Origin of the sequence: Streptomyces sp. ALB3, assembly GCF_044385685.1 — a bacterium.
In the GTDB taxonomy this organism is placed as follows: Bacteria; Actinomycetota; Actinomycetes; order Streptomycetales; family Streptomycetaceae; genus Streptomyces.
The window spans coordinates 1-16,592 of sequence record NZ_JBISCE010000044.1 but is presented as its reverse complement, the minus strand read 5'-3'; the positions used below and the strand labels follow the sequence as shown (position 1 = coordinate 16,592).

The following is a 16,592-nucleotide window of genomic DNA, read 5'->3' as shown; positions in this document are numbered from 1 at the left end:
GTCGTCGCGGGGAGCGCGGGTGTCACAGGAGTTTGCGTGCGGCCCGTCTCAGGTCGTACTCGTGGATGATCGCCTTGGCGTGGCCGTAGGTGAGGTCGTGCTCGCTCCGCAGCCAGCTGACCTTCTCCTCGAAGCGGAAGAGGGAAGGGCCTTCGTCGACCGTGCGCAGCCACTCCGCGATGTCGCGGCCGGTGCGGCGGGGGATCCGGGAGAGCAGGTTGCGATGGGTTTCTTCGGAGAAGACTTGAGACATCGGCGCCTCCGACGCGGTACGCGTTGCTGGTCCTTCCCGACACCGTGCCCGAGTGCCGGCGCGTTGGCAACCATCCGGGAGGGGCGCGTAGGGTCACGGCGTGCTGGATACGACACCCCTGATCACCGCCGTGGACCGATTCGCCGACCGCCTGCGGAGCACTCCGCAGAGCCGGCTGCAGCGTGGTGCGGCCGCCGAGGCCCTGGAGACGGCCAGGGAGCTGTCCGCCCGGGCCCAGCGCGCCGAAGCGCCTGACCGGGAACCGAGGACCATGCCGGACGTCGGGATATTCGCGGTCGGCGACCAGGTCGCGGTCGCGGGGCGGGACCTCGCCGTGGCACTGGAAACGGCCTCGTCCCAGGAGCTGGACGAGGCCGTGCGGTGTGTCGAGGAGGCGGCGGTGAGGGCCTTCGCGCCCGGGCCACGCTAGAACGAGGCGATGACGCGGTCGGCGAGGATGTAGACGTTCTCCTCGCCGCACGAGAACGTCAGGGCGTAGGCGCCCGACACCCCGGAACCGCCCAGCAGCACCGGCTGCTCACCGGAGCGCAGCGAGGCGGCGAGCCGTTCGGCGGTCTCCCGGTGGCCCGGGGTCATGCACAGCGTGGTGCCGTCGGCGAAGACGTAGACGTCGAGCGTCCCGAGGGGGCCGGGGCGCACGTCGGTGAGCTCCGTACCGGTGTCGGCGAGCCGCTCCAGCCGGTTGACGGTACGCTCATGGTCGGTGACCACGGGTGTCTGCACGGGGACGAAGTCGGGGTGCGAGGGGTGGCGGCGGCGGGCCGCGGCCAGCTCGGGGGAGTCCTCGGGGAACTCCGCGAGCTCGGGCATGTCCGTGAGTTCCGTCAGCTCGTCCAGGGCTTCACCCGCTTCGAGGTCCATCGCCTCCAGGCCCGCGAAGTCGCTCTGCCGGGGCATGAAGAACGGGGCGTCGTCGCCGAGTCCGCCCAGCAGGGACGGGGCGTCGGCGGCGTCGCGTGCCTCCTGGGCCGCCCAGAAGGCGCGCGCCTCCGCGAGCTCGCGCTCCCGCTCCTCGGCGAGTGCGTCGGCGACGGCGGCGCGTATCTCCTCGGCGGGCGTGCCGGTGCTCCGGTTCCGTTGCTCGGGCATGGACGCGTGGAGACTCCGCCCCTCCGCCAGCTCGGCGCGCAGGGCCGTGACCTGCTTGCGCAGCCCGTGTGCGGCGTGCAGAGCGGCGGCGCCGACGGCCGTGGCAGCGGCGGTGGTCAGCAACAGGGCAAACGGCATGGCGCTCACTGACATACTCCCGGTTTCAATCGACACCCCCGACTTCCTACATCAGCTTGTCCTGTACCGGTGCCTGCTGTCAGTGCATTACGTCACGAATTGGACAGGTCTTTGTGCCCGGTGTTGAGCCCTGTGGCTGGTGTGACCTGCGGGAACGACTCTCCCCCGGGACGCAGATCACATCCTGGGGGAGATTCGGTCACGGTCGGGGCTCGGCCGGTTCGAAACGGCCCTCATGCGGGAGGGCGGCGCACGCCCCGCCCCGCGCCTCGGATCAGCTCAGCCGCTCGATGACCATGGCCATGCCCTGGCCACCGCCCACGCACATCGTCTCCAGGCCGAACTGCTTGTCGTGGAACTGCAGGCTGTTGATCAGCGTGCCGGTGATGCGGGCGCCGGTCATGCCGAAGGGGTGGCCGACGGCGATCGCGCCACCGTTGACGTTGACCTTGTCCAACGGCAGGCCGAGGTCGCGGTAGGACGGGATGACCTGCGCGGCGAACGCCTCGTTGATCTCCGCCAGGTCGATGTCGTCGACGGTCAGCCCGGCGCGCTTCAGCGCCTGCTTGCTGGCTTCGACCGGTCCGTAGCCCATGATCTCGGGGGACAGGCCGGAGACACCGGTCGAGACGATGCGGGCCAGCGGGGTCAGGCCCAGCTCGCGCGCCTTGGTGTCGGACATGATCACGAGGGCGGCGGCACCGTCGTTGAGCGGGCAGCAGTTGGCCGCGGTGACGAGCCCGTCGGGACGGAACACCGGCTTCAGGCCCTGCACACCCTCCAGGGTGACGCCCGCGCGGGGGCCGTCGTCCTTGGCGACGACCGTGCCGTCCGGCGTGGTCACGGGCGTGATCTCACGCTCCCAGAAGCCGTTCTTGATGGCTTCCTCGGCGAGGTTCTGCGACCGCACGCCGAACTCGTCCATGTCCTGACGGGTGACGCCCTTGATCCGGGCCAGGTTCTCGGCGGTCTGCCCCATCGCGATGTACGCGTCGGGGACGAGCCCCTCCTCGCGCGGGTCGGTCCAGCTCGTGCCCTCCTGCTCCGCCCGGGCGGCGGTGCGGGCCTCGGCGTCGGCGAAGAACGGGTTGCGCGTGTCCGGCAGGCTGTCGGAGTTGCCCTTCGCGAAGCGGGACACCATCTCGACACCGGCGGAGATGAAGACGTCGCCCTCACCGGCCTTGATGGCGTGCAGCGCCATGCGGCTGGTCTGGAGCGAGGACGAGCAGTAGCGGGTGACCGTGCAGCCGGGGAGGTGGTCCATCCCCATCTGCACGGCGATGATGCGGCCCAGGTTGTTGCCCTGCTCGCCGCCGGGGAGGCCGCAGCCGAGCATCAGGTCGTCGATGTCCTTCGGGTCCAGCTCGGGGACCTTGGCCAGCGCCGTCTGGATGATGGTCGCGGTCAGGTCGTCCGCGCGCAGATCCTTGAGGGACCCCTTGAAGGCCCGGCCGATGGGTGAACGGGCAGCAGAGACGATCACGGCTTCGGGCATCACGCGGCTCCATGAGGGCTGGAAGGCAGGAAGGCTGGGCTGCCTTGGAAGTTACCCGGACGTACAGCTGAGGTCACCCGACAGGCGATGTGATGCGGACCTCTTTTCTAAGCAACCGCTCAGTCGCCCGCAATGTTCCCCCGCGCGGTTCCCGGTACCGGCCCGGCGGAGGACGGCGGGTTCAGGCCCGCCGCCACGTCGCCCCCGGCCCGTGTCCGGGCAGATGGCTGCCGCCCGAGCCCCACTCCCGGTCCTCGTGCGGCACCGGTTCCGTGTGGGCGGGCAGCCGCCGGCGCCTGCGGTGCTTGAGCAGGGCCCACGGAGCGCGTGCCGCCGTCACCTCGGTGCCCGCCTCCCGCGCGGCGCGGGAGGCCGCCTTGGCCACCGGCAGCATGCCCTCGCGGCGCGAGCCGTCCAGCCGGTCGGACTCCGGCCACAGGCCGAGTGCGGCGCACAGGGTCGGCAGCATCGCCATCGAGGCGGTCGCGTACCCCTCGGCCGACGGGTGGTAGCTGTCGGGGCCGAAGAGCTCCCGGGGGTTCGCCTCGAACTCCGGACCGAGCAGGTCGCCCAGCGAGACCGTCCGCCCTCCCTGTTCCACCGCGCCGATGGTCTGGGCGGCCGCGAGCTGCCGGCTCACCCGCCGGGCCAGCCACCGCAGCGGCTGGTAGACCGGCTCGATCGTGCCCAGGTCCGGGCAGGTGCCCACGACCACCTCGGCGCCGGCCGTGCGCAGCCTCCGCACGGCCGTGCTCAGACAGCGCACCGACTGGGTCGCCGGCATCCGGTGGGTCACGTCGTTCGCGCCGATCATGATGACGCAGACGTCCGGCACCCCCGCGGGATCGGCCAGCACCAGGGACACCTGGCGGTCGAGATCGTCCGACCGCGCACCCGGCAGGGCCACGTTCCGCAGGTCGACCGGCCGTTCGGCCACCGCCGCCAGTCCTGACGCCAGCAGCGCACCCGGGGTCTGTCCGGCCCTGCGCACGCCCTGGCCCGCCGCCGTCGAGTCGCCGAGCAGGACGAAGCGCAACGGGTCGGAGGGGCCGGCGAACGCCACTCCGTACCGCCCGTCCGCGCTCGGCGGGACCGGTGCGCTGCCCCCGCCCACCCGCCGCTTCGCCAGCTGCACCTCGGCCAGCACCAGGCCCACCGTCGCCGCACCGATCAGCCCGACGCTGCCGCCCCCGTAGGCCGCACCCGCCGCGATCCGCCGCGCCACCCTCGCTCTCGACACAGTCCGGTCCACCTCCTCCGTGCCGCACAGCCGTACACAGCACTACCTGCCCCGTCGGGGGCGTAGCTCAATCGCTTCGTCCAATCTCCTGCCCGTACGCATACTCTTGCCTGACCATCTCGGAGACCCCGGAGTACACGGTGCAATTCCACGATTCGATGATCAGTCTTGTCGGCAACACCCCGCTGGTCAGGCTGCGCAATGTGTCGGCAGGCATTCAGGCGACGGTCCTGGCCAAGGTCGAGTACTTCAACCCCGGCGGGTCGGTGAAGGACCGCATCGCGCTGCGCATGATCGAGGCGGCAGAACAGAGCGGAGAGCTCCGGCCGGGCGGCACGATCGTGGAGCCGACCAGCGGCAACACGGGCGTCGGCCTGGCCATCGTCGCCCAGCAGAAGGGCTACAAGTGCATCTTCGTCTGCCCGGACAAGGTGTCCACGGACAAGATCAACGTACTGCGCGCGTACGGCGCGGAGGTCGTCGTCTGCCCGACGGCCGTGGACCCCGGACACCCGGACTCGTACTACAACGTCTCCGACCGGCTGGTCCGCGAGACGCCGGGGGCCTGGAAGCCCGACCAGTACTCCAACCCCAACAACCCGCGCTCGCACTACGAGACCACGGGTCCCGAGCTCTGGGAGCAGACGGAGGGGAGGATCACCCACTTCGTCACGGGCGTCGGGACCGGCGGCACGATCACCGGCACGGGCCGCTATCTCAAGGAGATCAGCGAGAACCGCGTGCAGGTCGTCGGCGCGGACCCGGAGGGGTCCGTCTACTCGGGCGGCTCCGGTCGCCCCTACCTCGTCGAGGGGGTCGGTGAGGACTTCTGGCCGAGTGCCTACGACCCTGCGGTCACGGACGAGATCGTCGCGGTCTCGGACAAGGACTCCTTCCAGATGACCCGCCGCCTCGCCAAGGAGGAGGGTCTGCTCGTCGGCGGCTCGTGCGGGATGGCGGTCGTCGCGGCCCTGAGGGTCGCCGAGCGCCTCGGTCCCGACGACGTGGTGGTCGTCCTGCTCCCTGACAGCGGACGCGGCTACATGAGCAAGATCTTCAACGACGAGTGGATGGCCGACTACGGCTTCCTCGAGGACGCCGGCCCCTCCGCCCGTGTCGGCGAGGTGCTCGACTTCAAGGAGGGGCCGCTCCCCTCGCTCGTCCACATGCACCCGGAGGAGACCGTCGGCGAGGCCATCGACGTCCTGCGGGAGTACGGCGTCTCCCAGATGCCGATCGTGAAGCCGGGCGCGGGACACCCGGACGTGATGGCCGCCGAGGTCATCGGCTCGGTCGTGGAGCGTCAACTCCTCGACGCGCTGTTCACCCAGCGGGCCTCGCTGTCCGACCCGCTGGAGAAGCACATGTCGGCCCCGCTGCCGCACGTCGGTTCCGGCGAGCCGGTCGAGGACCTGATGGCCGTGCTCAGCGGTTCGGGCGGCGCCGACGCGGCGATCGTCCTCGTCGAGGGCAAGCCGACGGGCGTCGTGAGCAGGCAGGACCTGCTGGCCTTCCTGGCGAAGGGCGCGGCCCCCAAGCAGTAGCGCCGGTTCCCGGGTTTCGCCCGAACGGTACGAGCGCGACACGTCGGCGCAGCACCGGCTTAACACGGCTCCGGCACAGTAAGGGGTGTCGGCGGGGGAACCCGCCGGCCCCGCAAACGGCGACACGGACTACGGAGCGGCTCCCGGACCTCCACCGTCGCCAGGACGCGACCCCCGGCCCTGACCCGGGGCCGCGTCCCTCGCGGGGACCGCCGTCGTCCCGCCCCCTGGGCAACCGGGGGTGCGGCGGTCCCCGCGATCATGCGTGCGGACGTGAGGGGCGGCCCGGCCGCCCCCGTCCCGGCCGTCCGGCCTCCTCGGCCTTGCCGGCCCGCTCAGCCGTCCCAGTCGGACCGGGCCCGGTGCTTCCTCCGGTCCCACGGCCACGCGCGTGCGGCGTGGACCGCGTTCACGCCGAAGATCCCCAGCCAGGCCACGACGAGTCCCTCGATCCCGGCGTTCGCGACACCGATCGCGGACAGGGGGACGGCCAGCACCAGCGAGACGACCCCGAAGCCGAACCGCTCCCCGAAGGTGCCGGCCGGCCTGGCGGGCTGCCCGCCCCGGACGGCGGCCATCTGCTGTTCGGCGAGCTGCCGCCGCGTCCGCTGGTCGTGCGTGCCGGCGAGCCGCTGCTCGACCTTCTCCAGGAAGGAGTCGATGAGCGCGGACTCGTACTCGGGCCCCAGCTCGCTGCGGGCCTTCAGGGTGGCGTCGAGCTCTCGCCTGAGCTCAGGGTCACGGGCTTCCATGGGTGTCACGGTACGAACGCGCGGGCACCCCGGTCATTGGGGTTAGCCCCCCTGTTTCGCCGCCCCGCAGCGGAGGGCGGCACCGCACCCGCCGGCGTAGCGTTGATGCCGGGAGACGGGAGGCGCGCCCATGGCCACCACGACATCGTCCGCCCGGGCCATTCCCCGCACGTCCGGGACCAGGGCCCGCCTGGTCAACGAGGCCGAGCTGCGGGCGACGCTCTCCACCTTCCGTGAACTGCCCGACGCGGACTGGCCGCGCCCGACCGTCTGCACCGGCTGGACGGTCCGGGACATGCTGGCCCACACCGTCGGCCAGTACGAGGAGCTGCCCCGCCCCTGGGTCGCCGTGCGCCGGATCCGGCAGGCCGCGCGGACCCATCCGCACCTCGGCCGGCTGGACGGGCACAACCAGGTCCAGATCGAGGACAGGCAGGCCGTCCCGGGACGCGAACTGATCGGTGCCCTGGCGCACTTCGCCCCCCAGGGCCTCGTCGCCGTGCGGCGCACACCGGCTGCCCTCCGCCGCAGGATCCGGCCCAGCTGGCTCTACCCGGAAGCGAAGGCGCTGCCGGACGACTCGATGGACTACCTCGGCAACGTCATCGTCGCCCGCGACACCTGGATGCACCGGGTGGACCTCAGTGACGCCACCGGGGCCGAGCTGGTCCTCGACGGGCACGACCGGGAGATCGTGGACCAGGTCGTGCTCGACCTGGCCCTTTCCTGGACGGGCCCCGCTGTGGAGGTCGACCTCCACGGTCCCGCGGGGGGACGCCGTCTGCTGGGCATCGGCACGCCGGCCGCCACTCTCCACGCGGACGCCGTCGACTTCGCCCGGCACCTGTCCGGACGGCCGCCGCGCGCCCGTCCGGAGCTGGAGGGCGATCCCGGGGCGCGGGCCGCGCTGATGGCGGCGCGTGTCGTGTTCTGACCCCCCGGGCACGGGACGGCAGGTGGCCCCGGGCCGCCCCGGGCCGTGCAACGGGCCTGGATAGGCTGCCTGTTGACCGGACGTCGGACCCGGTGGCTTCCGCTGCGACGTCCCCGGACCCGATGTCTCCAGGAGGACCCGTGCCCGACCAGGCCGACCGGATCAACACGTCGCAGCCTCACACCGCCCGGATCTGGAACTACTGGCTGGGCGGCAAGGACAACTACCCCGTCGACCAGGCCGCCGGTGACCACATCCGCACACTGCACCCGGGCATCGGCGACTACGCCCGGGAGGACCGGTTGTTCCTCGGGCGGGCGGTCGGCCATCTGGTCGCCGACCGCGGGATCCGGCAGTTCCTCGACATAGGCACCGGCCTGCCGACGGCCGACAACACCCACGAGGTGGCTCAGCGTCTGGCGCCGGAGTCCCGCATCGTCTACGTCGACAACGACCCGCTGGTACTCGCCCACGCGCGCGCTCTGCTCACCAGCACGCCCGAAGGCAGGACCGACTACCTCGACGAGGACCTGCGCAACGCCGACGTCATCCTGGAGCACGCGGCGAAGACGCTCGACCTCAGCCGGCCGGTCGGGCTCGTCCTGCTGGGCGTGGTCATCTTCATCGAGGACGACGCCGAGGCGTACGGGCTGGTCCGCCGGCTCATGGACGCCCTGCCGGCCGGGAGCCACCTCGTCCTCTCCCACACGGTCACCGATCCCTCGATGCCCGACGTCGACGCGGCCGTGGAGTTCTGGAACGAGAACGGCACGCCGAAGCTGACACAGCGGACACCTCGCGACGTCACCCGGTTCTTCGACGGGCTGGAGCTCCTCGACCCCGGGGTGGTGTCGTGCAGCCGTTGGCGCCCGGAGCCGGGCGGCGACGGCCTGCCCGAGGAGGTGGCCATGTTCGGCGGTGTCGCGCGCAAGCCCTGACGGCACGCGGCGCCGAGGGCGCGCACGGCCGCGAGGGCACGCGCCGTCTGCGGGACGCGCCCCGTTCCGGCGCCGGCCGCGGCCCTCACCGCACCCGCTGACCGGACGCGCCGGGCGTTCACGGGGGAGTCACCTCGGCGAGGAAGGCCTCCGGGGTGACCGCGTACCCCAGGGCGTTGATGACGGGTACCGGGGTGCGGTCGATCAGGACCGTCGGGGTGGACCGGACGCCGCTCGCGCCGAAGGCCGCCGACACCTGTGCCGCCCAGGGCAGGTACGTGCGCTCCACGACCTTCTGCCGGAAGGCGTCGCCGTGCAGTGCCTCGACCTCGCCGGCCAGCCGCAGCAGGGTGTCCCGGTCCGCGAAGGCGTCGACGTCCTCGCTGGGCTGATCGGCGTACAGCGCCCGCAGGTAGTGCATGAACGGCTTCTGCCCCTCGTCGGCGGCGGCTCCCAGCGCGGCCAGTGCCTCCAGGGAGCCGCTGCCGCCGGCGGCGTCGTCGATGAACGTGCCGAAGTGGTGGTCCACCGCGAAGCGGCCCTCGTCCGCGGCCCGCTCCATCACGGCGCCGAGCCCGAGCTCCATGCGCTTGCAGTAGGGGCAGCGCAGGTCTGCGTAGACACTCAGCACGTGCGTGGCATCGCCGGCGCCGTAGCGGACGATGACGCCGCCCGGCCCTCTCGTATTGGCTGGGATCATGACCCCAGGGTCGGCAGCGGAGGGCGGTCCCGCAATGCGAGCGGCCGGCCGGGACCCGGGCCGGGGCTGTATATGGACATGCAGACCGCTTGCTGGCTGAATGGATTTTTCGGCACCGGACCGGTGCGGTGGAACTGTGGAGGGGACAGCATGAGCGGGAGCAGCCCGGCTGCGCGGTTGCAGCGGCTCTTCGAGGGGCAGCGGCTCACGCCCACCCAGCGGCGGATCGCGCACTCCATGGTGCGGCGGGCCGCCGACGCTCCCTTCCTGTCGAGTGTGGAGCTGGCGGAGCTGGCCGGTGTCAGCCAGCCGTCCGTCACACGCTTCGCCGTGGCGCTGGGGTTCGACGGGTACCCGGCGTTGCGCAGGCACCTGAGGGAGGTCACGCCGGAGGCGGCGGCCGACGGCCGTGGCGGTGAGGAGACCTTCAACGAGTACCAGCAGGCGGTCCGGGCGGAGATCGAGAATCTGCGGCAGCTCTCCGAACTGCTCGCCGATCCGGCCCCGGTGGAGCGGGCGGGGCGGCTGCTCGCGGAATCCAGGCCACTGCTCGTACTCGGCCTGCGGGCCGCCTCCTCGCAGGCCCGGGGGTTCGGGTACTTCGCCGCCAAGGTGCACCCGGACGTGCGGGTGCTCGACGAGGGCGGCAGCATGCTGCACGACCGCATCGACGCCGCCCGGCGGGCCGGGGCGAGCGCGCTGATGTGCTTCGCGCTGCCCCGGCACCCCCGCGAGGCCGTGGACGCGCTGGCGTACGCGCGGGAGCGCGGGCTGACCGTCGTGACCGTCGCCGACTCGGCGTTCGCCCCGGTGGCGGCCCACAGCGATCTGCTGATCCCGGCCGCCGTGGGGACCGGGCTGGCCTTCGACACCGCCTGCGCGCCGATGCTGCTGGGGCGGGCACTGCTGGAGGCCATGTGCGACGGGCTGCCCGAGGCGCAGGCGCGGCTCGAGGAGTTCGACGCGAGGGCTGCCGCCCGGGGTCTGTTCGTCGAGTAGCCGGGGCCCGGGGCGGCCGGCGGTCCGGACGGCCCGCTTCCGCCGGTTCTCAGACGCCGCTCATCTGTGCCCGTTAATCTCCGCGCCCAGAAGGTCCACAGGCAACCGTGGGAGAGGGGTACGGACGTGGTGCGCGGAGCGCAGTCGCTGGCGAGGGTGGCCGTGATCGTACGGGCGGGGGCCGCGCCGTTGTGGTGGCCGGGGCTGCTGGCGGCAGCCGTCGGGGCGTTCGTCCCGGGCCTCACCGGCCGGCGGACCGGGCTGCTGGCGGGGGCCGCGCTGTTCCTGGTGACACTCGTCGCCGTGGCGTTCACCGGGGCGGGGCGGTACGCGGAGCTCGCGAAGGGCGCCACACGGGCCGGACGCGGCGACTTCCTGCAGGACCGGGCGGTGACCGTACGGAACTGGCGGCGCGGTCACCGCTGGTGGCTGGCCGGCGCGTTCCTCGGGGCGGTCGCCGTCGCGTACGTGCTGCCGGGTGCCGGCGGGCTCGTGCTGGCCGGTGCGGGGGCCGGGCTGTGGCTGAAGGCCGTACGGCTGGGGCGGCGGGAGCGGCGGGAGGACGTCCTGTACTGGGTGCGGACCGACTGGGTGGAGCGTGGCCGGCCCGCGGGCAGGCGGGTGAAGGGCTACCGGACGACCGGGCCCGTGGCGGGGGACGCCGCGCCCGGCGGGGCGCGGCGTCGCCGCCGGTGAGAAGGCCGGGTCAGACCTCCAGCTCCGCCTCGATCTTCCGGAGCTGGTGGCGGGCCATCGCGAGGTTGGCCCTGGCACCGTCCAGCACGAGGTAGAGGAACAGGCCGTTGCTGCCACGGGTCTTGAGCAGGCGGATCAGGTGGTACTGGGTGCCGAGGGTGATCAGGATGTCCTCGATCTCGTCCTTGATGCCCAGGTGCTCCATGGTCCGCAGCTTCGCCCGGACGACGTCCGTGTTGCCCGCAGCCGCGACGTCGAGGTTGAAGTCCTTGCCACCGCCGAGGGTGCCCAGGGCCATGCCACTGGTGTAGTCGACGAGTGCGACACCGACGGCCCCCTCGATCGACGCCATCGCGTCCTTCAGTGATGCTTCGGTGTTGGCCATAGTGCTCGTTTCCTTTCCCTGGCCGGCCCGGTGGCCGGTCCGTTACTGGCTGGTGCGTTGTCGGCTGGTGCGGGTGTCACGTGGGATCCGGAGGGGTGGGGCGGCGGGGCAGCGCCCTGGACTGCTGCGGGCGGGGAGGGGGCGCGGCGCGGTCGGCGCGGTCCTGCGCGGAGTCGACCAGCTCGCCGATGCGCGCACCGGCGCGGCGGCCCTCGAGATGGAGGCGGCCCACGTTGATGCGGTCCTCGGCCAGCAGGGTGAGGACGGCGGAGGAGCCCGCCGCGTACGTGGCGATGTAGCCGCTCCCGCCGCGGATCAGGAGCTCGCGGAAGCCACCGCGTCCGGTGGCGTCGGTCATGCGGATCGAGACGCCGAGCGCGGCGGCGGTCAGCGCGGCCACGCCCTCGGCCTCGACGCCCGGGGTGTCGTGGGCGACGACCAGGCCGTCGGTGCTGGCCGCCAGTGCGCCGGTCAGGAGCGGCACCCGGGCGCGTAAGCGCTGGAGCTCGTCGAGAACGTCCTGCGTCTCTGCCTCGGGCACCATCAGCTGTCTCCTCCCGGCACGCTGTCTGAGCGCGCGTATCACAGGGCCTCCAATGCGTCTCTGAGCCGGCGCAGCAGGGCGACGTCGGGGTCGGCCGTGACCTCGGGGAGCGTGATGCGGCTCTGTCCGGACACCGGAGCCGACCCGGCCGTGGCCGGGCGCACCGCTTCGACCAGTCCGGCGGCCGCCAGCCGGCGCAGGTCGACCAGGGTGTGGAACGCCGAGCGCCCGAGTTCCCGGGCGATGTCGGTGGCCGTGCGCTCGCCGTTCACCAGGGCCAGGACGCGGCGCTGGCGTGGGGGGACCGGGGCGTCGACCGGGTGGGACGTGGGGGAGAGCGGCGCGCTGTCGGTGAGCGCGTCCGGCCAGATCCGGTCCAGGAGTTCCCGGCGCCGCAGCGTCTCGCGCTGCACGGCGTGCACGGGCACGGGGCGTACGGGGCCGATCCAGTGGGAGATCCCGTAGCGGAACCGGGCGGGTGTGTGGGTGGGGGCCAGGGCGAAGAACGCCGCGTCGTACAGCGCCCCCAGGTGGCAGAGCTCCAGCGCACCGCCGGGGACCCGGCCGCTGTCCACCAGATACCGTCCGACCCGCTGCCCGGCGCCCGCCTGGGCGACCGCTTCCCACCAGCCTTCGGAGCGCAGGGCCCCGCCCGTGGTGAGCAGGACGTCGATACCGGGGGTCGCGGGGCTCTCCGCGTGGACGACCTGGCCGTCGGCGAGATACAGGGTGCCGCGGTCGCGCATCAGGGCGCCGGTCGCGCGCTCCGCCGCGAGCCGCTGCAGCATGGGCGAGGGGGTGGTCTGTTCGGGTGAGTCCGGCCGGGCGGCTACGGAGGGGCTCATGCGAGGACCAGCCGCTCCGCTATCTCGCCGAGCCTCATGCGGGCCAGGGCGAGGTTGCCCTCCGCGCGGTCCAGCCAGAGGTGGAGGAAGACGCTGCTGTCGAAGGCCGTCTCGACGAACCGGAGTATGTGGTAGCCGGGGGCGGTGGTGACGATGACGTCCTCGACGGCGGGGGCCGACGCCTCCGGAGAGCCGCCGGGCGCGTGCGCCTGGGCGAAGACCGGCTGTTCGGCTGCCATCCTCGCCACCTCGGCCGTCTCGGCCGCCGTGGCCTCGTGGTCGCCGTTGGGTGACTCGCCGATGGTGCCGAGCGCGAGACCGCTCGTCCAGTCGACCACCGAGGCACCCCTGGCACCGGGCAGCCTCATGACCTCGATCAGACATTCGTCGATTCCGGGCACCGCGAACTCCCCCTCCCGACGTGGTGTGCGGGTGTAATGGAGAGGCTACGCAACGTGTGTGCGCCTGGTGGGAGTTCTGGCATTTTCCACAGGTACATGCGGCGGGCCCGGTAGGGGGCGGCAGGCCGACGCGCGACAGCCGGCCGGAACGGGCCCGGCCGGCTGTCCTCCCGCGGCGGATCCGGTCCGCCCGCCTCGCGTCAGGCCTTCTCGCGGGACGACATCACCGCCTTGTTGACCGCCCAGAGACCGATCCCGATCAGCAGGAGGATCCCGGCCCGGACGTAGACGTCCCCGGCGCGGTCGGCCATCGGGGAGGCGAGGATCAGCGAGGTGATCGCCCCCAGTACGGGCAGGACCGTCGGCGTGCGGAAGTGGTGGTGGTCCACGCGGTCCTTGCGCAGCACCAGCACGGCGATGTTGACGACGGCGAAGACGCAGAGGAGGAGGAACGAGGTGGTGTCGCCGAGCCCCTCGATCTCGCCCGTGGAGACGAGGCCGACGGCGAGCACGGTCACGAAGACGATGCCGACCCACGGAGTGCGGCGCCGGGCGAGGACGCGGCCCATCGCGGGGGGCAGGATGCGTTCGTTGGCCATGCCGTAGCAGAGGCGCGAGGCCATCATGATGTTGATCAGCGCGGAGTTGGTGACCGCGAAGAGGGCGATCAGCGCGAAGAGCTTCGGCGGGAAGTCGAGGCCGCCCGCCTTCACCACCTCCAGCAGCGGACCGCTGGACCCCTCCAGGGTGCGGGAGTCGACCAGCAGGGACGAGATCAGGGCGACCAGGACGTAGATGGTGCCCGTCACCGCGACGCCGATGAAGATGGCGCGCGGGAACGTCCGGGCCGGGTTGTGGGTCTCCTCGGCCATGTTCACCGAGTCCTCGAAGCCGACGAAGGCGAAGAAGCCGAGTGCGGTCGCGCCCAGGACGCCGGTGATCAGCGCGTACGCGGTGCCGCCGGTCTCCAGGTCGGTGAGCCGGGAGGGCTCGCCGCCGTCCGTCAGCACGGCGTAGGCGCCGATCGAGAGGATCACCAGGAGGCCGCTGAGCTCGACGAGCGTCAGGACGACGTTGGCCTTCACCGACTCGGAGACGCCCCGCAGGTTGATCGCCGCGAGGGCGAGGATGAAGAGGATCGCGATGAGCGTGGGCGGCAGGGCGTCGGTGAACTCCCCGAGGTAGTCGCCGCTGAAGGCGCGGGCCGCGGCGCTGGCGGAGGACAGTCCCGAGCACATGACCATGAAGGCGACGATGAAGGTCAGGAACGGGACCTTGAACGCCTTCTGGGTGTAGAGAGCGGCGCCGGCCGCCCTGGGGTACTTGCCGACGAGCTCCGCGTACGAGGCCGCCGTCAGGATCGCCACCACGAAGCCGATCAGGAACGGCAGCCACAGGGCCCCGCCGACCTTGCCCGCGACCTTGCCGGTCGTGGCGTAGATGCCGGTGCCGAGGATGTCGCCGATGACGAACAGGATGAGGAGTTTGGGGCCGATGGCCCGCTTGAGCGCGGGCTCACCGGCCGGGGTCGTTGGCTGCGATGCGGACACGGGGCCTCCCCGGGAGTGTGGTGACAACAGGCCTGCCCCGACGGGCGCGTACCTCACCTGTTGACTAGGAGTATTCAGCCAGACAGGATGTGAATAGGAGAGTCACATTCGCGAGGAGGCAGCCCCATGTCAGGACCCCGCCCCGTACGGGCACCGCGCGGTACGGAACTGAGCGCCCTGGGATGGCAGCAGGAAGCCGCCCTCCGCATGCTGCAGAACAACCTCGACCCCGAGGTCGCCGAACACCCGGACAAGCTCGTCGTCTACGGCGGCACGGGCAAGGCGGCCCGCGACTGGCGCTCCTTCGACGCCATGGTCCGTACCCTGCGGACGCTCAGGCAGGACGAGACGATGCTCGTCCAGTCCGGGCGGCCGGTCGGCGTGATGCAGACCCACGAATGGGCGCCGCGCGTCCTGATCGCCAACTCCAACCTGGTGGGTGACTGGGCCAACTGGGAGGAGTTCCGCCGTCTGGAGGCACTCGGGCTCACCATGTACGGCCAGATGACCGCCGGGTCCTGGATCTACATCGGGACCCAGGGGATCCTCCAGGGCACCTACGAGACCTTCGCCGCCGTCGCCGCGAAGCGGTTCGGCGGGACGCTGGCGGGGACCATCACGCTGACGGCCGGACTCGGCGGCATGGGCGGCGCCCAGCCGCTGGCCGTCACCATGAACGACGGCGTGGCCCTCTGCGTCGACTGCGACCCGCGCGCCATCGAGCGCCGGATCGAGCACCGCTTCCTGGACGTCCGGGCCGACTCGCTCGAACACGCCCTCCAGCTGGCCGTCGAGGCCCGGGACGCGCGGCGCCCGCTCTCCATCGGCCTGCTGGGCAACGCGGCGGAGCTGCTGCCCCGGATGCTCGCCGAGGGCGCCCCCGTCGACATCGTCACCGACCAGACCAGTGCGCACGACCCGCTCGCCTACCTGCCCGTCGGCGTCGACTTCGACGACATGGCCTCCTACGCGGCCGAGAAGCCGGCCGACTTCACCCGGCGCGCCCGCGAGTCGATGGCCGCGCACGTCGAGGCGATGGTGGGCTTCATGGACGCGGGCGCCGAGGTCTTCGACTACGGCAACTCCATCCGGGGCGAGGCCCAGCTCGCCGGATACGCGCGCGCGTTCGACTTCCCGGGCTTCGTTCCCGCGTACATCCGGCCCCTCTTCTGCGAGGGCAAGGGCCCCTTCAGGTGGGCCGCCCTGTCGGGTGAGGCATCGGACATCCACAAGACGGACAAGGCCCTGCTCGACCTCTTCCCGGAGAACGAGTCGCTGCACCGCTGGATCAGGATGGCCGGTGAGCGGGTCCACTTCCAGGGACTGCCGGCCCGGATCTGCTGGCTCGGCTACGGCGAACGCGACCGCGCGGGCGAGCGGTTCAACGACATGGTGGCGAGCGGGGAGCTCGCCGCGCCTCTGGCCATCGGCCGCGACCACCTGGACTGCGGGTCGGTCGCCTCTCCCTACCGGGAGACCGAGGCCATGCTCGACGGCTCCGACGCCATCGCGGACTGGCCCCTGCTCAACGCCATGGTCAACGTGGCCTCGGGCGCGTCCTGGGTGTCCCTGCACCACGGGGGCGGTGTGGGCATGGGGCGCTCGATCCACGCGGGCCAGGTCACGGTCGCCGACGGCACGGAACTCGCGGGAGAGAAGATCCGGCGGGTCCTCACGAACGACCCCGGGATGGGCGTCATCCGGCACGTCGACGCGGGGTACGACATCGCGGAGTCCGTCGCCTCCGACAAGGGTGTGCGGGTCCCGATGACGGAGGACGAGGCCCGGTGACCCCGGCGGCGAGCGGCGGTCCGGGGCCGACGGGCGTGGCGGCGGGCGGCAGGCCGGCGATGAGCGGGACGACGGCCGGCCGTGCGGGCGGGAGCCGCCCGGCGCCGGCCGAGCGGAACGGACCGGGGGCGGAGTCCCGACCGCTGCCCGAGCCCGAGTCGTTCGACTCGATGTGGCGTGGTCTCGCACCGATCGGGCTCGACCCCGGCAGCGGCGGGTACCCCCCGTACGCGTGGGCCGCCGCCCGCCCGCGCTGCCCGGCGGGGTCCCCCCCCCC

General features: G+C 72.4%; 18 protein-coding genes and 1 pseudogene. 8 read left to right on the top strand and 11 right to left on the bottom strand.

The window, feature by feature from the left end; translation table 11 throughout:
* Positions 1–22: 22 nt before the first annotated feature.
* Positions 23–253 carry a DUF4287 domain-containing protein gene (locus tag ACHFIV_RS28660; protein ID WP_398975001.1) on the bottom strand — a complete coding sequence of 77 codons (231 nt, stop codon included), beginning with the start codon at positions 251–253 and terminating at the stop codon, positions 23–25.
* A 100-nt stretch (positions 254–353) separates the two neighbouring features.
* Here ACHFIV_RS28660 and ACHFIV_RS28655 point away from each other — a divergent pair, with 100 nt between their 5' ends.
* On the top strand, positions 354–683 hold the full coding sequence (locus tag ACHFIV_RS28655) for a hypothetical protein (RefSeq protein ID WP_398974999.1): 330 nt from the start codon (positions 354–356) through the stop codon (positions 681–683).
* Here ACHFIV_RS28655 and ACHFIV_RS28650 read toward each other — a convergent pair.
* The 3 genes from ACHFIV_RS28650 to ACHFIV_RS28640 all read right to left on the bottom strand — a co-directional run bounded on the left by ACHFIV_RS28650 (position 680) and on the right by ACHFIV_RS28640 (position 4,221).
* Positions 680–1,501, bottom strand: a complete 822-nt coding sequence (locus ACHFIV_RS28650) for a hypothetical protein (RefSeq protein ID WP_398974996.1) — start codon at positions 1,499–1,501, stop codon at positions 680–682. The two genes, ACHFIV_RS28655 and ACHFIV_RS28650, sit on opposite strands and share 4 nt — an antisense overlap.
* A 274-nt stretch (positions 1,502–1,775) precedes the next feature.
* Positions 1,776–2,996, bottom strand: coding sequence for an acetyl-CoA C-acetyltransferase (locus ACHFIV_RS28645; protein ID WP_398974993.1), 1,221 nt, complete (start codon positions 2,994–2,996; stop codon positions 1,776–1,778).
* A 181-nt stretch (positions 2,997–3,177) separates the two neighbouring features.
* Positions 3,178–4,221: an SGNH/GDSL hydrolase family protein gene (locus ACHFIV_RS28640; protein ID WP_398975516.1), complete on the bottom strand. Its 1,044-nt coding sequence runs from the start codon at positions 4,219–4,221 to the stop codon at positions 3,178–3,180.
* A 155-nt stretch (positions 4,222–4,376) separates the two neighbouring features.
* Here ACHFIV_RS28640 and ACHFIV_RS28635 point away from each other — a divergent pair, with 155 nt between their 5' ends.
* On the top strand, positions 4,377–5,780 hold the full coding sequence (locus ACHFIV_RS28635) for a cystathionine beta-synthase (RefSeq protein WP_398974991.1): 1,404 nt from the start codon (positions 4,377–4,379) through the stop codon (positions 5,778–5,780).
* 335 nt (positions 5,781–6,115) lie between these two features.
* Here the strand turns inward: ACHFIV_RS28635 and ACHFIV_RS28630 are convergent, their stop codons facing one another.
* Entirely contained in the window at positions 6,116–6,532 is a 417-nt protein-coding gene (locus tag ACHFIV_RS28630; protein ID WP_398974988.1) for a hypothetical protein, read from the bottom strand.
* 130 nt (positions 6,533–6,662) lie between these two features.
* Here ACHFIV_RS28630 and ACHFIV_RS28625 point away from each other — a divergent pair, with 130 nt between their 5' ends.
* Together ACHFIV_RS28625 and ACHFIV_RS28620 are read left to right on the top strand one after the other, a co-directional pair.
* The gene (locus ACHFIV_RS28625) at positions 6,663–7,466 is read left to right on the top strand and encodes a maleylpyruvate isomerase family mycothiol-dependent enzyme (RefSeq protein ID WP_398974985.1); all 804 of its coding nucleotides are present in this window, start codon (positions 6,663–6,665) and stop codon (positions 7,464–7,466) included.
* 122 nt (positions 7,467–7,588) lie between these two features.
* Positions 7,589–8,404 carry an SAM-dependent methyltransferase gene (locus ACHFIV_RS28620; RefSeq protein WP_398974982.1) on the top strand — a complete coding sequence of 272 codons (816 nt, stop codon included), beginning with the start codon at positions 7,589–7,591 and terminating at the stop codon, positions 8,402–8,404.
* A gap of 118 nt (positions 8,405–8,522) precedes the next feature.
* Here ACHFIV_RS28620 and ACHFIV_RS28615 read toward each other — a convergent pair whose 3' ends face one another.
* Positions 8,523–9,104, bottom strand: coding sequence for a thioredoxin domain-containing protein (locus ACHFIV_RS28615; protein WP_398974980.1), 582 nt, complete (start codon positions 9,102–9,104; stop codon positions 8,523–8,525).
* A gap of 150 nt (positions 9,105–9,254) precedes the next feature.
* On the opposite strand from ACHFIV_RS28615, the gene ACHFIV_RS28610 reads away from it, so the two are divergent.
* Positions 9,255–10,103, top strand: coding sequence for a MurR/RpiR family transcriptional regulator (locus tag ACHFIV_RS28610; RefSeq protein WP_398974979.1), 849 nt, complete (start codon positions 9,255–9,257; stop codon positions 10,101–10,103).
* Positions 10,104–10,259: 156 nt separating this feature from the next.
* Positions 10,260–10,799: a hypothetical protein gene (locus tag ACHFIV_RS28605; RefSeq protein WP_398975514.1), complete on the top strand. Its 540-nt coding sequence runs from the start codon at positions 10,260–10,262 to the stop codon at positions 10,797–10,799.
* Between the two features lie 10 nt (positions 10,800–10,809).
* On the opposite strand, the gene ACHFIV_RS28600 is transcribed toward ACHFIV_RS28605, so the two are convergent.
* From ACHFIV_RS28600 to ACHFIV_RS28580, 5 genes are all read right to left on the bottom strand, one after another.
* Positions 10,810–11,184 carry a hypothetical protein gene (locus ACHFIV_RS28600; protein WP_398974976.1) on the bottom strand — a complete coding sequence of 125 codons (375 nt, stop codon included), beginning with the start codon at positions 11,182–11,184 and terminating at the stop codon, positions 10,810–10,812.
* Between the two features lie 76 nt (positions 11,185–11,260).
* A complete protein-coding gene (locus ACHFIV_RS28595; protein WP_398974974.1) occupies positions 11,261–11,728 on the bottom strand; it encodes a roadblock/LC7 domain-containing protein in 468 nt (155 codons plus the stop codon).
* 38 nt (positions 11,729–11,766) lie between these two features.
* Positions 11,767–12,573: a winged helix-turn-helix domain-containing protein gene (locus ACHFIV_RS28590; protein WP_398974971.1), complete on the bottom strand. Its 807-nt coding sequence runs from the start codon at positions 12,571–12,573 to the stop codon at positions 11,767–11,769.
* Positions 12,570–12,974 (bottom strand): hypothetical protein, encoded by a 405-nt coding sequence (locus tag ACHFIV_RS28585; RefSeq protein ID WP_398974969.1) that lies wholly within the window; start codon positions 12,972–12,974, stop codon positions 12,570–12,572. Before ACHFIV_RS28585 ends, ACHFIV_RS28590 begins: the two co-directional genes overlap by 4 nt.
* 200 nt (positions 12,975–13,174) lie before the next feature.
* Entirely contained in the window at positions 13,175–14,524 is a 1,350-nt protein-coding gene (locus ACHFIV_RS28580) for an APC family permease (RefSeq protein ID WP_398974967.1), read from the bottom strand.
* 126 nt (positions 14,525–14,650) lie between these two features.
* On the opposite strand from ACHFIV_RS28580, the gene hutU reads away from it, so the two are divergent.
* Both hutU and ACHFIV_RS28570 read left to right on the top strand, forming a co-directional pair.
* Positions 14,651–16,315: a urocanate hydratase gene (hutU, locus tag ACHFIV_RS28575; protein ID WP_398974964.1), complete on the top strand. Its 1,665-nt coding sequence runs from the start codon at positions 14,651–14,653 to the stop codon at positions 16,313–16,315.
* Positions 16,312–16,592 (top strand): annotated as a pseudogene (locus tag ACHFIV_RS28570) (allantoate amidohydrolase); the annotation flags it as partial. The gene hutU and the pseudogene ACHFIV_RS28570, both read left to right, overlap by 4 nt.

Excerpts from the sequence above, each read along its gene's own strand:
- ACHFIV_RS28660 (WP_398975001.1), bottom strand. The coding sequence starts at position 253 with ATGTCTCAAGTCTTCTCCGAAGAAACCCATCGCAACCTGCTCTCCCGG.
- ACHFIV_RS28650 (WP_398974996.1), bottom strand. The coding sequence starts at position 1,501 with ATGCCGTTTGCCCTGTTGCTGACCACCGCCGCTGCCACGGCCGTCGGC.
- ACHFIV_RS28645 (WP_398974993.1), bottom strand. The coding sequence starts at position 2,996 with ATGCCCGAAGCCGTGATCGTCTCTGCTGCCCGTTCACCCATCGGCCGG.
- ACHFIV_RS28630 (WP_398974988.1), bottom strand. The coding sequence starts at position 6,532 with ATGGAAGCCCGTGACCCTGAGCTCAGGCGAGAGCTCGACGCCACCCTG.
- ACHFIV_RS28625 (WP_398974985.1), top strand. The coding sequence starts at position 6,663 with ATGGCCACCACGACATCGTCCGCCCGGGCCATTCCCCGCACGTCCGGG.
- ACHFIV_RS28620 (WP_398974982.1), top strand. The coding sequence starts at position 7,589 with ATGTCTCCAGGAGGACCCGTGCCCGACCAGGCCGACCGGATCAACACG.
- ACHFIV_RS28615 (WP_398974980.1), bottom strand. The coding sequence starts at position 9,104 with ATGATCCCAGCCAATACGAGAGGGCCGGGCGGCGTCATCGTCCGCTAC.
- ACHFIV_RS28610 (WP_398974979.1), top strand. The coding sequence starts at position 9,255 with ATGAGCGGGAGCAGCCCGGCTGCGCGGTTGCAGCGGCTCTTCGAGGGG.
- ACHFIV_RS28600 (WP_398974976.1), bottom strand. The coding sequence starts at position 11,184 with ATGGCCAACACCGAAGCATCACTGAAGGACGCGATGGCGTCGATCGAG.
- ACHFIV_RS28595 (WP_398974974.1), bottom strand. The coding sequence starts at position 11,728 with ATGGTGCCCGAGGCAGAGACGCAGGACGTTCTCGACGAGCTCCAGCGC.
- ACHFIV_RS28590 (WP_398974971.1), bottom strand. The coding sequence starts at position 12,573 with ATGAGCCCCTCCGTAGCCGCCCGGCCGGACTCACCCGAACAGACCACC.
- hutU (WP_398974964.1), top strand. The coding sequence starts at position 14,651 with ATGTCAGGACCCCGCCCCGTACGGGCACCGCGCGGTACGGAACTGAGC.